The organism is Pacificitalea manganoxidans, assembly GCF_002504165.1.
GTDB classification, from domain to species: domain Bacteria; phylum Pseudomonadota; class Alphaproteobacteria; order Rhodobacterales; family Rhodobacteraceae; genus Pacificitalea; species Pacificitalea manganoxidans.
The window spans coordinates 1,750,662-1,763,780 of sequence record NZ_CP021404.1 but is presented as its reverse complement, the minus strand read 5'-3'; the positions used below and the strand labels follow the sequence as shown (position 1 = coordinate 1,763,780).

The following is a 13,119-nucleotide window of genomic DNA, read 5'->3' as shown; positions in this document are numbered from 1 at the left end:
AGCACCAGAACGCCGGCGCGGATCTCGTCAGGAGCGATCAGAGAAAAGCCGCGTAGGCTTTCTGCAGCTTTACGTAATCCCGCATTGCCAGACGCCGGATATCGGCAGGCGCAACCTCGCAGAGGTTCGCCAAGAGCGTCACCTCCTGCAGGGCGCTGCCCCCTTTGGTTTCACCGGCAATGATCTGATCATCTACCGTCGGCTCGCGCATGGTCAGCGTCATGACGCGGGCGCCGGCGATCTCGACGCCGCGCTCCAGTTCGATGGTCTTGGTCATGTCCATGTCTCCTTACAGCCCCAGCGCTTCGCGCTGCGCGGCGAGCCGGTCGGTGCCGTTGACGATGCGCACCATGTTCTCCACGTCGATCTCATGAAGCACGCTGCCGTTATGGGTTTCTTTGTAATAGGTCAGGCGCAGGGTGACGGTTAGCGCGGGCTTGGAGCCGGGGGTCCATGCGCCGCGCTGCATGCTGGTGATCCGCCCCCGCATCTGGTGCAGCACCGGCTTCACCGTGCCGTCGAAGCTTTCGAGCGCGCCGCGCACCGTAAGCGGCACGCTCGCGCCCTCGGCCACACCCCAGAGCGCCAGCACATCCGCATCATAGCTGATCAACTGGAAGCTCGTCTCCAGCGCCTCCTGCCCCATCTCGATGGCGATGGGCGCATCCATCCCGCCAGCACGGTAATCTTCGAGCTGCAGCGTCAGATCGGGGGCATTGTATTCGTCGATCTGCCCGGCATAGCCGCGCCCGTCGACGAAGAGATTGATATTCTTAAGAACGTCGCGGGCGGCCATCAGGCAAATACCTCCGAGATGTAGGTGTTGACGAGATGCGAGCGGAAGGTGATGTGCTCGGCGGGATAAGGCGGGGTGAAGTCGAAGTTGAAGAACACCTTGCCCTGGGCGATGTTGGCGGCGCTGTTGAGATCGGGATCGGGCCAGCATGTGCCGCCCAGGATCGCGCCAAGGCTCACCAGATCGCGCAGATAGGCGTTTACGCCTTCGGTCACGTCCTCCAGATAGGTCCGGGTGATATTGCGATCGACAGCCCAAAGATGGGCGCGCTGCAGGCTTTCGTTGATGATATCGGCCGTCCGGCGCACCGAGAGAAAGGCCCATTTCGGATCGGCGGCGGTGGAACGGTTGCCCCAAAGCCGGTAGCCATCCTGCCGGATGATCGTCGCCACCTCCTGCTCGTTAAGAAGGTTGGCGCGCGCATTCGCATCGCCCAGCTTGAAGTCGACCGCGCGCGCGGTGCCGGTGATGCCATTCATCACCTGGTTCGAAGGCGAATGCCAAAAGCCGCGATCATTGTCGCTGCGCGCGATCATCCCTGCGACGCGGGCGGAGGCAGGCTCGGCGCGGGTGGTGCCATCGGCAGCGTAGACCGTGACCCACGGATCGATGACAAAGATCCGGTCGCTGCCCCAATCCTCGCGCCAGGCGATCGCGGCGGCATCGATGGTGTTGGGGCCATCGGCGATGATCACCGCACGCATCCGTTCCGCCAGCCCCAGCAGTTCGGCGACCACCGGGTTGGCGCCGCCGTCGGGGCGTTGATGCGTCCAACCCGGAGCACAGAGGATCCGAGGCGCAAAGCCGGTGACGCTTTCGGCTCCGGCCAGCGCATGCACGCCTTCGAACTGACCGGTCCCGGCATCGACGCCGCCGATGATATTGGCCAGCGTCTCGGCCTCATCCGCGCCCTCGGCGACGCGGACCACGATCACCACTGCGCCGATCTGATCGAAGATCCCGTCAAGCGCCGCAGGCAGCGTTCCCGCTCCCGCGCCAGTCGTGTCCAGTCCGGCTGCCGCTCCGCGATTGCCTGCGATCAGCACCGGCGTGTTGAGCGGAAATGGCTCTGCCGCACCGCCGCTCAGCGCCTGCGCCGTGCCCGTGGCGCGCATTACGCCGCTGCCATCGCTGCCCACGCCATGCGTGGCGGTGATCAGAGCCGCGGCCTCGGGGCTGGCCCCCAGCGCGGCGGCGACCTCTGCGGCGGTCGAGGTCAGCGCGCCGCTCGCATCCGTGGCCAGCGCGACGGTAATGGCGCGGCCCGCGACCGTGACAGTCAGGGCGGCGGAACTTGCCAGAGGGTCGACGAGCGCGACAGTGATCGCACTGCCGGCGACGCCAGCGGCGACGGCGGTCAGCGTCAGCGCCGTATCGGTGGCAGCCCGGCCCAGCGCCAAGCTGGCTGGGGTAGCACCCGCCGCATCAGGCGCGGTGCCAATGAGGCCGATCACACCCGAGCGCACGGACCGCACCGGACGCGGCCCCGTGTCGATCTCCAGCACCTCGACCCCATGCAAGAATTTGTCGGCCATGATCTGTTCCCGTTCCCGAATGCATCTGCTCTCAGGCATTCATGACAGATCGTCGGTGTGCGATCCTCTGGCGGGTTGGGGGATCATTCCAGCAGCGCGGCCACATCGGGATTTTGGGTCAGAAAGGCCTGTAGCTTGGACACTGCATCCTCGCGACTGGCGGTGCTGGGGCGCGCGATCAGCTCCCACCCGGCCCCGGTCCAGCGCGCGGTCTTATCCGCCGGGATCTCCTCCGGCGGGGCGAGCGCGGTGCAGCGGGCGGGGATCAAGTAGCGCCCAGGCTCCAGCGGTGAGGGATCCGCCTCTGCCTTGCCCACCAGCACACCGGCCACGTCATATTGGTAGATCTTCATGCGGAGCCTCAGAACTTAATGCAGGTGAGTACCGCGATATTGCGCGGCCGGGTTTCGTTACCTCCGGTAGGTTCGGTCACGTCGATCCGACCCTCCTTGCCATCATCGTCGATATGCACCGCCCGCGACTGACCACCGGTATCAGCATCATTGCCAACTAGTTGGTGCGTGTGCGCGCGGAAGGCATCGGCCTGTGCGGCGGCGAAGGAACGCCCCGCATCAATACCGCGACCGTCATCCCAGCCGCGTCGAAATTCCCCACGGAAGTCTGGCAGGTTGAACGTCGTCGAACCGTTGCCCCCGCCCCAGATGGTGCCGATTGCGTTAAAGAGATCGGCATAGACTGTGCGGCTGATCTCAGCGCCATTGCATTTAAGCCAACCTGCAGGTGCGGTGGGCATCGCAAAGTCCATAACCGCGCCGGTCGGCGTGCGCTGCCGCATCTGATCCAGGCTCGGCACGCCGAGATTGGCGCGCCCTGCCGCCTTGTCGGGCACATCGGCGAGGTTCTGATCCTTGCGCAGCGCCTCGGGCAATGCTGAGGCCGGCTCATTTTGAACCGCGATAAGCTCTGACCCGGCGGGATAGCTCTGCCCCAGATGCAGCCGGGTCGAGAGGCTGCCATCGGGCTGCCAGCCCTCCGCAATCGCCTCATTAGGCAGCCGCAGCCCCTCGATATAAACCGCAAGGCCAGTCGTGTTGGTCAACGTCAGATCGACCTGCGTCTGACCACCCGCCAGCACCTGCCGCTCCTCGATCGTGGAGACCGTGATATTGGCATCGGTCGGATCGGCCCATTCCACATCGCCATCGGCGTTGGAGACCTTGCGCAGCACCTGCTGCGTGGTGCCGCCGGGGATCACCGTTGCGGCCACGATGTTATTGACCACCCATTGTTGCGATGCCACGGCCACATTGGGATCGACCCGCAGGGTGATCACCTCGGCGTTGGAAACGATGAACTCCAGCCGGATGACAGTGTCTGCATAGGCGCCATCGGCTTCGGTGGGTTTATAGGTGGCCGGCAAGTTACCTACCGCGAAGAGGCTGCCATCCGCGTCGAACACACCAACCTCGCGCAGGGTGAAGCCCCCCTCGGTAGCTGGCACCACCAGCTCAGCGGCAAAGCGCGTGGGGTCGCCACTGGGGTCAGGCTTGTAGACGCGGTTGATCTCGGCGCGGAACACCTCGCGCACCAGCGCGGTCTGGCTCGGGTCGGGGATGACGTCCAGACCGCCGCCATCGCCCACCGCCATATGGGTGAGGGTGATCTGCTCACTGCCGGATGCGGCGTAGATCGCGGCGAGACCGGCCTCGGTATGCAGGGTCTGGAAGTCAGGCATCGCTGTCCTCGATATATTTCACGGTAATGGCATGGCCGCAGGTGCCCACCACGGCGACTTGCGGCGGGGCCACGGCGACGGCGGTCAATCGGATTTGGTCGAGATGGGAGCGAAGGGATTTGACCCGATCGACGGCGGCAATCAACGTATCGAGCGTGCCCAGACCAATAGCTGTGGCGCGGGTTTCCAAAAGCAGCTGATAGGTGAAGGCAGCACCGGGATCGTCTTGACGATGCCATTCCAGCACGCGGGCATCGACACCGATTGCCTCGAGCGCCTGCTTCACCGCGCCAATCGTGCCCTTGCGGCGCTGCACCTCGATCGCGCTGCGCACCGCGCCGCGCTTCTGCTCCACGCTCCACCCGGTCTCCCACAGATCCACAGACAGCGCCCAGGCGAGCCAAGGCAGGGCTTGAGCCGGACAGTCAGACGCTGACCAGACATCGCGCAAAGGCACGGGCACCGCGCCCAGCCGGGCGGTGGTATCGTCGAGCGCGTGTTCGCCTGAACTGGCATTATGCGGGAGCAGCTCAGACATCGGTGCCGCCCAAGGTGACGGTGACGCCGCTGCACCACGCGGCCTCACCTGCCCCGATCACCAGATCTGCTGCGGGGCTGGTCAGGGTGACCTTCTGCACGCCGGGACGGTGCAGCGCCGCATAGAGCCCCGAGAGGGTCACATCATGGCCAATCCGGTGCTGCGCGGCGACATAGGTCTCGGCAGCCGTCACCGCCGTCTGTCGCACTACCTCGGCATCGGGCCCGGGATAGACCGTCAGCGCTGCGGTCACAGCGTAGGAGGTAATGACCGCCGACTGCACGGTCACACTGTCCGTCATGGGGCGCACCGCATCGGCCGACAGCACAGCCTGCACCGCATCGACCAGATCGACGCCTGCCGCACCATCGCCGTCCCGCGCCAGCAGGTAAACCGTCACCGCACCCGGCGTCGGGCTTACCGCCTGCGCATCGCGCACCGCCGCATCCGCGCCCAGAGCGTGGAACACATAGCTGCCGGCAGAGCCCGCCACCGTGTAGCCCTCGGGCGACAGCTGAATGCGACGCCGGAAGTCGGTGTCGCTCTCATAGGTCGCGGGCACCGGCGGGAGCGCCGCCGGATCACCGGGATCAAGAACCTGCCGCGCCACGCTGAAGTTCCCACCGATCTGATCGAGATCCGCGCCACCGGCATAGGCCAGCATCACGCCCTGCGCAGCCTCGTTGACCCGCTGGCGCAGCAGCAGCTCGCGATAGGCTGCCACCTCGAGGATTTTGAAGGCCGGGTCACTCTCCACCAGAGCATCGAACTCCGGCGCGCGATTACGCAGGTCGCTGACCATTGCCCCCAGGATGCCCTCATAATCCAGCGGCTCGACCACCTCCGGTGGGGCCAGCTGCGACAGGTCGACTGCAGTAAACCCCGCCATCAGTTCACCTCGATCCCGTCTAGGGTGATCGCCTGGCCATCAGGCAGATAGGTGCCGCTCAGCGACAGCACGACATGGCCCGCGGCCGCGCTGCTGGCGGTGACCTGCTCGAGATCGAGCCGCGGCTCCCAGGTGCTCAGCGCCTCCGCCGTGGCCGCATAGAGATCGAGCAAGGTCGCGGCATTCATCGGCGCATCAATCAGCGCCGGTAGCCGCGAGCCATAGTCCCGCCGCATCACCCTGCTGCCGATCGGCGTCGTCAGGATGTCGCGGATCGACTGCCGCAGGTGATCGATGCCCGAAAGCGAGGTGCCGGTGAGTGCGCTGATGCCGTTCATGGGGCCAGTGTGCCCTATCGGCTAAGCGCGGTCCTCTGGCGGGTTGGGGGGGGACCTGGGTAGGAAGGGCGGGTAGCGGACTTTTGCTGCGTTTAGCGCCAAGGCCAGCTATGCGCAGGGAGCGGACCTCGACTGGGCAGCCGCCAAGCGCCGGAAGCGGAGGATCAATGCGCCTTCCTAAGCGCTTGCACGGCGCAATTTTCGAAATCTGAAGCCGAGGCCTAGTTTCGTTCAAGTGGCAGCCTGGTATCGCTGTGATTGGAATAGGGGGCGGGGTTCGCACACAACGCACTCACGAGAGCGCTACACCTTGCGCAAAAAGGCTCTGAAGTGCCACAGTGGCAAGCGAAGGGTTTTGGAGAGTAAGCTATTGAACGATCTGGGCGTGGCGGGAGCATGGCGTTTGGAAGGCAAGACCCTGCAGTCAGGGTGGAAAGTCGTTCGAGCGATTGGTTGGGATCCAAAGACTGGTGTCGCAAAAGAGGTATACAATGGTACTGGCGGGAACTTTTCAAAGACATATCTTGTGGAGAAAGAGGGCCAGCAAGCTTTTCTAAAAGCGATCGATCTCACAGAGCCTTTGCGTGAGGCTCATGTGATGGCCGCGCTTCATCGAGTTACTGCTGAGCATCAGTTTGAGGTGTCGATCCTCGATCTGTGTGCCGGGGCGCGTCTGGACAGGATCGTAGTTGCCTTGGACAGCGGTGAGGAACGTCTTGGCGAAGGTTTGGCGGACGTAGTCCCATACCTGATCTTCGAGCTTGCTGAAGGTGATGTTCGCCGTAGTCTACCGAACGTTCAAGCAGGCCAAAAATTTGTATGGTGGTTACGTGCACTACACCATACGTCAGTAGGGCTGAATCAACTTCATTCAAGGCGAGTAACCCATCAGGACCTTAAGCCTTCCAACATCCTAAATTTCGGGGAACAAACCGGTTTCAAACTTGCCGACCTCGGGCGCTCAGTTTGTGAAGACCATCCCGGGCCGTTTGACGACGAGGTCTTCACGGGGGACCGATCGTACGCCCCCTTAGAGATTCTTTACAACTTCGTGAACAAAGATGCTTTTCAGCGCCGTATGAGCAGCGACTGCTACATGTTAGGAAGTATGATTTTTTTCTTCGGACTTGAAATGGGGGCGACGCAGCTCTTTCTAAGAAAGCTCTCCCGAGAGAACTGGCCGTACCTCTTCGGAGGTGGGTGGGAAGGAAACTACATGACAATCCTGCCGGTACTTCAGAATGTTTTTTCAGAGATGCTCCTCGAACTCAAGGAAGCGCTTGGCGAAGGTGAGATCGCGGATGAGCTGGTCTTGTGTGCCAGCCAACTTGCAAACCCTGACCCTGCAGTCCGTGGTCATCCGCTTACCAGAAATGGTGGCGGCCGCATCTACTCGTTGGAAAGGTTTGTCTCCATTTTTGACCGGCTTGCGTTGCTTGCCTCGATTAAAGCACGGAAGGTAGGTTCGGTGTGATCGAAAATGGTGAGCTGGACGATCGACACGTTCTCCCACGGTGGATATCGATTTCAAGGGCCCGAACCCAAGGTATGTTCGATAGGCCCGGGTCAACAGTGCTTTCAAAAACTTGGAAAATTTCTCGTGCTGAGAATGAGAAATCGATAGAAACCTCTCTGGAGAACTGCCGAAGGGCATGGAGGCTGAGCGGTGAGCCACAGGCTGGAGAAGAGCTTTTAGCCATAGCATTCATAGCAGGTCGCGAGCTCGACAGGGACGTCCAGAATGCAGCGTTTCAAGTTGCGTCTGACGAAGAAAGCGGGCCCCTTATGCGGGCCCTTGCAAATAACATTCTCGATGGAGCAGTTCACGATACCTCGGACGGTTTCGCACATCAAGCGGCGACCATCAGGGAGGACATTCGCAAGAGGAAGATACTTCTACGCCTAAATCCGCGAGATGGGTTGCTATTAGCAGAAACGGCTTTGCTCCACACCAATCTTGGGCAGGGTGAAAAGAGCCGAGTGCTTTTGAAACGCGCCGCAGCGCTTGCTCCGAATAGCCGATATGTCTTGCGCTCTGCTGCGCGTTTCTACTGCCACATTGACAAACCAGATCAAGCGCTTGCTTTGCTGCAAAGATCCCCGAGACATCAAACGGATCCTTGGTTAAAGTCCGCCGAGTTGGCAATCTCAAGCATCTGTGGGAGGCCGATTACACAATGGAGGCAGTCAAAGACGCTCGCTGAGGACAAGGCATTGTCGGTGTTGGACCGGTCAGAGCTGGCGGCAGAACTCGCGACTCTAGAATTTGAAGCCGGCGGACGGCGAGCCGCGTTGAAGAAAATAAAATTGGCGGCAGGCAATCCTACGGAGAATGCGGCTGCGCAAGTGGAATTTCTTGCTGAGCGTACTCGAGACTTTTCGAGGGAGGATGTGCTGCCGGATATTTCTGGGGCGACCGAGGCGCGAGCCCTTAGCTGTTACTGGAAGGGCGAGTTACGAAGTGCGCTTGATGCGTGTGAGGAATGGCAGGAGCTGGAGCCCTTCAGTGTGAGGCCTGCGATTTTTGGATCCTTCTTGTCTACAGCGAGAATGAATACGCCTATTCGAGGGATAGCTTTGGCCCAAAGAGGCCTTGCGAGCAACCCTGGCAACTCTGCTTTGCTAAATAACTTATCCGTACTTCACGCCTATCAGGGAGATATTCCTTCAGCGAAGAAATTTGCCGAGAGAGCTCGGCAAACTTCAGAAGACAAGAATGATATAGCGAACATGGCAACAAGAGGTCTAATTCTCTTCAGGGAGGGTAAAGCCGACCAGGGCGCGTCCGAATACCAAAAGGCGATGGATCGCGCGGTTGAGAGCCGACGTGCTGACCTTTACCTGAGGGCTTATGCTTTCCTCGCCCGGGAGTTATGCCGCATCGACCCTCACGTGCAGCCTGTTGTTCTGCAGGAGATTAACAAGGCGGAGAAGATCATGAATAAACGAAATAGGCAGCTTCCGCGGGAGGTTGCCCTTATGAGAGAAGAATTTGCCACGGATGAAATGTCGTCAGCGGAACTTCTCTTAGATTTCGCACCATTGTCGACCTCGGACGTAGAGCGCGCACTGGATTTGTAGCGTTTGAATTTCGCGTGATCGACATTGGCGCGTGAATGTCAGTGATAAGTGTTTATATTCTAAACTCAGCTGAGGTTCCCCATTTCGGGCTGCATCTAATAGAGCTGTTTACAGCTCAGTACGAAATTTTTTTCATGTTCTCATTAGGCTGCTTGGTTCAAAAAGTGGGGGCTCGACGTCGCTCTTCACACCAAGTTAGTCCAACAAGTTTGGTTTGGGTCCGGTGGTTCGCATAGAGGACACATCCGTCTACTTTGGCGCGCCTATCAGAATTCACTGCGCCCGGCGAGAACGTCAGGAAAGGGCTGGGACCAGTCATTCGCTACGCCTCCCGCGAACGACGGCTAAGGGCCGGGAACAACGCCGCGCTGCTGTCTCAGGCTGCGTTGACGCCCCCCCTTACCAACGCTCCCTCACTTTAGTGCACGAGTTGCGGAGTGCATCCTTCAACCCGTTTACAGCTTGGCCCGCCTGACTGCCGAGGGACTTCAATTGTGTTGTCTCTGTTACTGTAGTCGGGGATACGCTCTCCCGGTCCGAGGTAGCTCTCACCGTACTGATATCCCTCACCTTCCTCTTCTCGATCAGCACCGGACGATGGTGGGTCATCCGAACCGGTGCACCCCGCAACACCAACTGTGAGCACTACGAGAGCGCTTAAAACAGAAACTTTCATGCAATCAACCTCAGCTTAAATCGCTGACAGTAGACCGCCCAAAAGCTGGTACCGTCAAGAACGCTGTCAGGTTTCTATCTTGGGCATATCCTAGGCTGGGCCCGTCACCCCGCAAACACATCCCCCGAGCCGCCGCTGATCGCCCCCGCGTCAATTCCGTCCCCCATCCGCGCGAGCGCGATGCCGTTGGCGCTGACCGTGCCGCTGCCGCCTGCGATCGCGACGGTGTGCGGCACACAGACCCCGCCCACTAGCTGGTTATGGCTGGCCGACGCATCGCCGCGCCGCGCGACGGGGATGCCATTGGCGAAGACCGTGCTGCTGCCAGTCGCGATGGTGCTCATGCCGTCGCAGGGATGCCCGGTGGCGAAGGGATCGCCGATGCGCGCGACAGCCGGCATCAGTTCAGATCGATCCGTGCGCCATTGAGGCGGATGCCTGCCGCGTCGAGCGTGAGGGTGGAGCCATTGCTTTCCAGCGTGATGGCATCGCCGGTCATGGTGATCGAGGAGCCGCCCAGCTCCAGCCGATGCGCGGCGCCATCGTTTGAAGGGGCGGCATGGGCGGCGCTGAAGAGCGATCCGGCAATCACGCCCTGCCCCGTCTCGCCGCCGGGCGAAAGCACCACCACCTGCTCGCCCACAGTTACTGGCGCCCATTCCCGAATACCGCCCGCCCGGCCACCGGTCCAAGGCAACCAGGCGGTCTCTGCTGCGCCGCCGAGGCTAACGCGGGCGCGCGCCCGACCGGGATCGACGGCTGTCACCCGGCCGATCCGCACCAGCCCGTGCAGGCGGCGCGCCTGCTCTCCGGCGCTCCAACTCACGGCGCGACCTCATCGATCGGCGCATAGGCCTCCTCATGCACCGGGCCGATCTCTGGCGCTGTGCTGTAGAGGATCTCGCTCGGGACCAGGCTCCCATCCGGGGTCCAGACGCTTTCGCCCAGATGCACGACCTGCTGCCAGTCGACGCGCCAGACAACGAACTGGTCGAGCTGCGGCTCGAAGGCGTCGGGCGTCATGCCCAGCACCTCTGCCGGGCCGACCGGCAGGCCCCAGCGCTGCTGATGGATGGTGACACCCAGCGCGCCCGCCAGCCTGCGGATCTCGCGTGCGGCACTGGCAGTGCGCCAGCCGATGATCAGGCGTGCTTCCCAGCGGGTCATCACCGCTAGCTGCCCGGTGCCGGGGTCGAGGTCCGGCACGCCGTCCATCTCCGCCAGTTCCACCAGACAAGCGGGCAGCGGCAGGTGCCGGCGCTCCTCGGGATAGTCGCTTACGGTGGCCAGTGCCGGGTAGGCCGCGGCGATGTGGTCGAGGATCGCCTGATGCAGCGTGTCGAGCGCGACCTCGGTCTCGGCGTTCATCGGCCCACCTTATAGATCGTCCGAGTTTTCACCTCGGCTCGGAAGTTCTTCATCACCAGCTGCCGCGCCTCGGCAAAGACCTGACGGTCGAGGATCTCGACCATCTCCTCATGGACCGGCTCGGTGGCGACCTCGATCGGCAGCCGGGCGCGACCCCTCCGCTCGAACACCATGACCTTGCCGCTCCCCGCGCCCCGGGCGACGAAGCCAGCGGGCCAGCTGTGCCCCCCGACCTGTGCCCCGCCCGCGCCGCGTCGCGGCTTACCCTTGAACGCGTCGGCGCGCAGATCGTTGGTCCCAACCCAGAGCTGGGCAGCCCCCATCCGGTTGCCCTGGGCACGCAGCCGGTCGAGTTTCAGCCGTGCCTTCAGGACCGACGCCGCGCGCAGCCCCAGCCCCTGACGCAGCGCCTGCCGCGCCTGACTGCGCAGGCTGCGAGCGGTGCGCGACAGCGCGCGGGCGAAGGCGCGGCGCAGGTCCTGCTCGCTTGCGCCGAACTCCGCACCAATGCGGCGCAGCTGGCCGGGATCGAGATCAAGCTCGATCATGCGGCGTCAACCCGTTCACCGCGCAAACATCTACGAAATGATCGCGCGGATCAGCTGCACCCTCCGCTCGAATGTCGAAGATCAGTTGCGTGATGACCTCGTCGCGGTCAGCCTCGGTCAGATCGTAGGCGGCTAGGTCAAGAGCCGCGACCGCCGAGCCGCCCCCTGTAACCTGTGCCGCATCGAGACCGTAGAGAGGCCAGTTCTCCTGCGGGATGCGCCCTGCCGCCGCCAACATGGCGGAGAAGGCAGGCAAGACCCGAGCTCGTGCACCGAAATGCGTGACGCCTTCGCCATCAGAGAGCGGCACGGAGTAGCTCTCCGGCCCGTGTCCCATTGCGGCGCCGAGAGCATTGGCCTTGTCGAGCAGATCGGCAGGGATGATCAGGACAGCGGAATAATGGGTCATGATTTCACCAAGCGCTTTACGGACAGATTATCTACCTGGGCGGAGTTCGCGCCTTCTGTAACAAGGGACAACAGGTAGCCGTCCTCAGTGGGAACCATAGCCCTGAAATGACCGCTACCTGTCGCGTAGCCACTAATGGTTACGGAGCCCAATATAACGTTATCGACATAGCCCGAGTCGTTCTCGTTGCGACCTCTGAGCCTAGTTCTGGTTCCCTCGGTGATCACCTGATCCCACTCGATCACCGCGAAACCCTCGGTGCCAGACGGTATGGCAGGCTGACGAAGATAGGCCTCATTGCCAAGGAGCGCCTGACCGCCGGACTGCGTTGCGTTGGTAGTCAAAGTCCAACCGCTAAGGTCGGTGTCAAACGTGCCGTTGACAACCAATTCCGGCCCAAGCGTATACAAACCGCCTGCCCCACGCTTTGCGTAATAGGCCAATAGCTGCGCTTGCTCCCAGGCCGTGATGGGCCGATCAAGCGCGATCCACCCGACGATATCACCAAGGACGGGAATGATGCCCGCAGTGCCCACGCTATCGGCGCCATTGATTGCGGTCAGGGTGCCGCCCGGTGCAATCGTCACGCCAGTGTCGATCCACGCGCCTTTACGTCCAAAGATCATCACATCGCCGTTGAGGCCATCGGGCATGACTTGGGGCAGTTTATCATCAACGGTATCAAAGCGCAGATAATTAAAGGAAGGCGCACCCGCTTCGACGATGACAAGGTGATCGCCGTCAGTCTTCTGAAAGGCAGTTGACGTATCACCAGTCTCCAGCTGTGCGCGGTATAGGTAGATGCCAGACACACCGTCACCGTCCGTGTCGTAACCATGACTTCCGCCACGGATAGGCTCGCCAATTGAACTCTGTATGCGTATTGCCTTTGGCGCGGTGCTGGTTCGGGAAAATACGACCTCGCACCGATATCCGCCACCTGTTCGCGCGACTACGCGAGCATCAATGATCCCGATTACGGGGTGAGCAGAAAACCCTATGACCGTTCCGGTTTGTAGATCGAAGGCGGCGTTACCTTTATACCCTGAACCATTGTCGATGCCGATTACCGCATAACGCGCGGTCCCTTTTTCAAGATCGGCCCATACGGTGTGCAAACCGGTGCCATACGGAACGACTTGAATAACAGAACCGGTGTATCGCTCAAATCCCTTGGCATCAGCAGCTAGGAAGTCAGCATCTTTCCCGGATACGGGACGAGGCGTTACTGTAGCACCGAGTATC

The 13,119-nt window shown here is 61.7% G+C and carries 16 protein-coding genes; 2 read left to right on the top strand and 14 right to left on the bottom strand.

All coding sequences use genetic code 11. The features are described 5' to 3' along the window. Positions 1–37: 37 nt before the first annotated feature. From CBW24_RS08070 to CBW24_RS08035, 8 genes are all read right to left on the bottom strand, one after another. Positions 38–277, bottom strand: coding sequence for a phage tail assembly protein (locus CBW24_RS08070; protein WP_157773142.1), 240 nt, complete (start codon positions 275–277; stop codon positions 38–40). 12 nt (positions 278–289) lie between these two features. Then, complete coding sequence (locus CBW24_RS08065; RefSeq protein ID WP_198405145.1) at positions 290–796, bottom strand: phage major tail tube protein; 507 nt, start codon at positions 794–796, stop codon at positions 290–292. Next, on the bottom strand, positions 796–2,331 hold the full coding sequence (locus tag CBW24_RS08060) for a phage tail sheath subtilisin-like domain-containing protein (protein WP_097373262.1): 1,536 nt from the start codon (positions 2,329–2,331) through the stop codon (positions 796–798). The genes CBW24_RS08065 and CBW24_RS08060 overlap by 1 nt, the downstream gene beginning before the upstream one ends. Positions 2,332–2,414: 83 nt before the next feature. Then, positions 2,415–2,684, bottom strand: coding sequence for a phage tail protein (locus CBW24_RS08055; RefSeq protein WP_097373261.1), 270 nt, complete (start codon positions 2,682–2,684; stop codon positions 2,415–2,417). Positions 2,685–2,692: 8 nt separating this feature from the next. After that, on the bottom strand, positions 2,693–4,027 hold the full coding sequence (locus tag CBW24_RS08050; protein ID WP_097373260.1) for a phage tail-collar fiber domain-containing protein: 1,335 nt from the start codon (positions 4,025–4,027) through the stop codon (positions 2,693–2,695). Next, positions 4,020–4,565 carry a phage tail protein I gene (locus CBW24_RS08045; RefSeq protein ID WP_097373259.1) on the bottom strand — a complete coding sequence of 182 codons (546 nt, stop codon included), beginning with the start codon at positions 4,563–4,565 and terminating at the stop codon, positions 4,020–4,022. The genes CBW24_RS08050 and CBW24_RS08045 overlap by 8 nt, the downstream gene beginning before the upstream one ends. After that, complete coding sequence (locus CBW24_RS08040) at positions 4,558–5,454, bottom strand: baseplate assembly protein (protein WP_097373258.1); 897 nt, start codon at positions 5,452–5,454, stop codon at positions 4,558–4,560. The genes CBW24_RS08045 and CBW24_RS08040 overlap by 8 nt, the downstream gene beginning before the upstream one ends. Then, positions 5,454–5,792: a GPW/gp25 family protein gene (locus CBW24_RS08035; protein WP_097373257.1), complete on the bottom strand. Its 339-nt coding sequence runs from the start codon at positions 5,790–5,792 to the stop codon at positions 5,454–5,456. The genes CBW24_RS08040 and CBW24_RS08035 overlap by 1 nt, the downstream gene beginning before the upstream one ends. A gap of 370 nt (positions 5,793–6,162) precedes the next feature. On the opposite strand from CBW24_RS08035, the gene CBW24_RS08030 reads away from it, so the two are divergent. Both CBW24_RS08030 and CBW24_RS18345 read left to right on the top strand, forming a co-directional pair. Then, positions 6,163–7,266: a protein kinase domain-containing protein gene (locus CBW24_RS08030; protein ID WP_157773140.1), complete on the top strand. Its 1,104-nt coding sequence runs from the start codon at positions 6,163–6,165 to the stop codon at positions 7,264–7,266. Between the two features lie 311 nt (positions 7,267–7,577). After that, a complete protein-coding gene (locus tag CBW24_RS18345) occupies positions 7,578–8,873 on the top strand; it encodes a tetratricopeptide repeat protein (protein WP_198405144.1) in 1,296 nt (431 codons plus the stop codon). A 780-nt stretch (positions 8,874–9,653) separates the two neighbouring features. Here the strand turns inward: CBW24_RS18345 and CBW24_RS08020 are convergent. Genes CBW24_RS08020 through CBW24_RS07995 form a run of 6 tightly spaced genes read right to left on the bottom strand, consistent with a single transcriptional unit; the run spans position 9,654 to position 13,118 of the window. Then, entirely contained in the window at positions 9,654–9,950 is a 297-nt protein-coding gene (locus CBW24_RS08020; RefSeq protein ID WP_097373254.1) for a PAAR domain-containing protein, read from the bottom strand. Continuing rightward, positions 9,950–10,375 carry a phage baseplate assembly protein V gene (locus CBW24_RS08015; RefSeq protein ID WP_097373253.1) on the bottom strand — a complete coding sequence of 142 codons (426 nt, stop codon included), beginning with the start codon at positions 10,373–10,375 and terminating at the stop codon, positions 9,950–9,952. Before CBW24_RS08015 ends, CBW24_RS08020 begins: the two co-directional genes overlap by 1 nt. After that, entirely contained in the window at positions 10,372–10,917 is a 546-nt protein-coding gene (locus tag CBW24_RS08010) for a hypothetical protein (protein WP_097373252.1), read from the bottom strand. Before CBW24_RS08010 ends, CBW24_RS08015 begins: the two co-directional genes overlap by 4 nt. After that, the gene (locus tag CBW24_RS08005; protein WP_097373251.1) at positions 10,914–11,465 is read right to left on the bottom strand and encodes a phage tail protein; all 552 of its coding nucleotides are present in this window, start codon (positions 11,463–11,465) and stop codon (positions 10,914–10,916) included. The genes CBW24_RS08010 and CBW24_RS08005 overlap by 4 nt, the downstream gene beginning before the upstream one ends. After that, positions 11,452–11,874, bottom strand: coding sequence for a hypothetical protein (locus tag CBW24_RS08000; protein WP_097373250.1), 423 nt, complete (start codon positions 11,872–11,874; stop codon positions 11,452–11,454). Before CBW24_RS08000 ends, CBW24_RS08005 begins: the two co-directional genes overlap by 14 nt. Beyond that, positions 11,871–13,118, bottom strand: coding sequence for a phage head spike fiber domain-containing protein (locus tag CBW24_RS07995; RefSeq protein WP_445376026.1), 1,248 nt, complete (start codon positions 13,116–13,118; stop codon positions 11,871–11,873). The genes CBW24_RS08000 and CBW24_RS07995 overlap by 4 nt, the downstream gene beginning before the upstream one ends. Position 13,119: the final 1 nt, after the last annotated feature.

What these genes read in the sequence shown, in the direction of transcription:
- CBW24_RS08070 (WP_157773142.1), bottom strand. Translation starts at nt 277, where the DNA reads ATGACCAAGACCATCGAACTGGAGCGCGGCGTCGAGATCGCCGGCGCC.
- CBW24_RS08065 (WP_198405145.1), bottom strand. Translation starts at nt 796, where the DNA reads ATGGCCGCCCGCGACGTTCTTAAGAATATCAATCTCTTCGTCGACGGG.
- CBW24_RS08060 (WP_097373262.1), bottom strand. Translation starts at nt 2,331, where the DNA reads ATGGCCGACAAATTCTTGCATGGGGTCGAGGTGCTGGAGATCGACACG.
- CBW24_RS08055 (WP_097373261.1), bottom strand. Translation starts at nt 2,684, where the DNA reads ATGAAGATCTACCAATATGACGTGGCCGGTGTGCTGGTGGGCAAGGCA.
- CBW24_RS08050 (WP_097373260.1), bottom strand. Translation starts at nt 4,027, where the DNA reads ATGCCTGACTTCCAGACCCTGCATACCGAGGCCGGTCTCGCCGCGATC.
- CBW24_RS08045 (WP_097373259.1), bottom strand. Translation starts at nt 4,565, where the DNA reads ATGTCTGAGCTGCTCCCGCATAATGCCAGTTCAGGCGAACACGCGCTC.
- CBW24_RS08040 (WP_097373258.1), bottom strand. Translation starts at nt 5,454, where the DNA reads ATGGCGGGGTTTACTGCAGTCGACCTGTCGCAGCTGGCCCCACCGGAG.
- CBW24_RS08035 (WP_097373257.1), bottom strand. Translation starts at nt 5,792, where the DNA reads ATGAACGGCATCAGCGCACTCACCGGCACCTCGCTTTCGGGCATCGAT.
- CBW24_RS18345 (WP_198405144.1), top strand. Translation starts at nt 7,578, where the DNA reads ATGCGGGCCCTTGCAAATAACATTCTCGATGGAGCAGTTCACGATACC.
- CBW24_RS08020 (WP_097373254.1), bottom strand. Translation starts at nt 9,950, where the DNA reads ATGCCGGCTGTCGCGCGCATCGGCGATCCCTTCGCCACCGGGCATCCC.
- CBW24_RS08010 (WP_097373252.1), bottom strand. Translation starts at nt 10,917, where the DNA reads ATGAACGCCGAGACCGAGGTCGCGCTCGACACGCTGCATCAGGCGATC.
- CBW24_RS08005 (WP_097373251.1), bottom strand. Translation starts at nt 11,465, where the DNA reads ATGATCGAGCTTGATCTCGATCCCGGCCAGCTGCGCCGCATTGGTGCG.
- CBW24_RS08000 (WP_097373250.1), bottom strand. Translation starts at nt 11,874, where the DNA reads ATGACCCATTATTCCGCTGTCCTGATCATCCCTGCCGATCTGCTCGAC.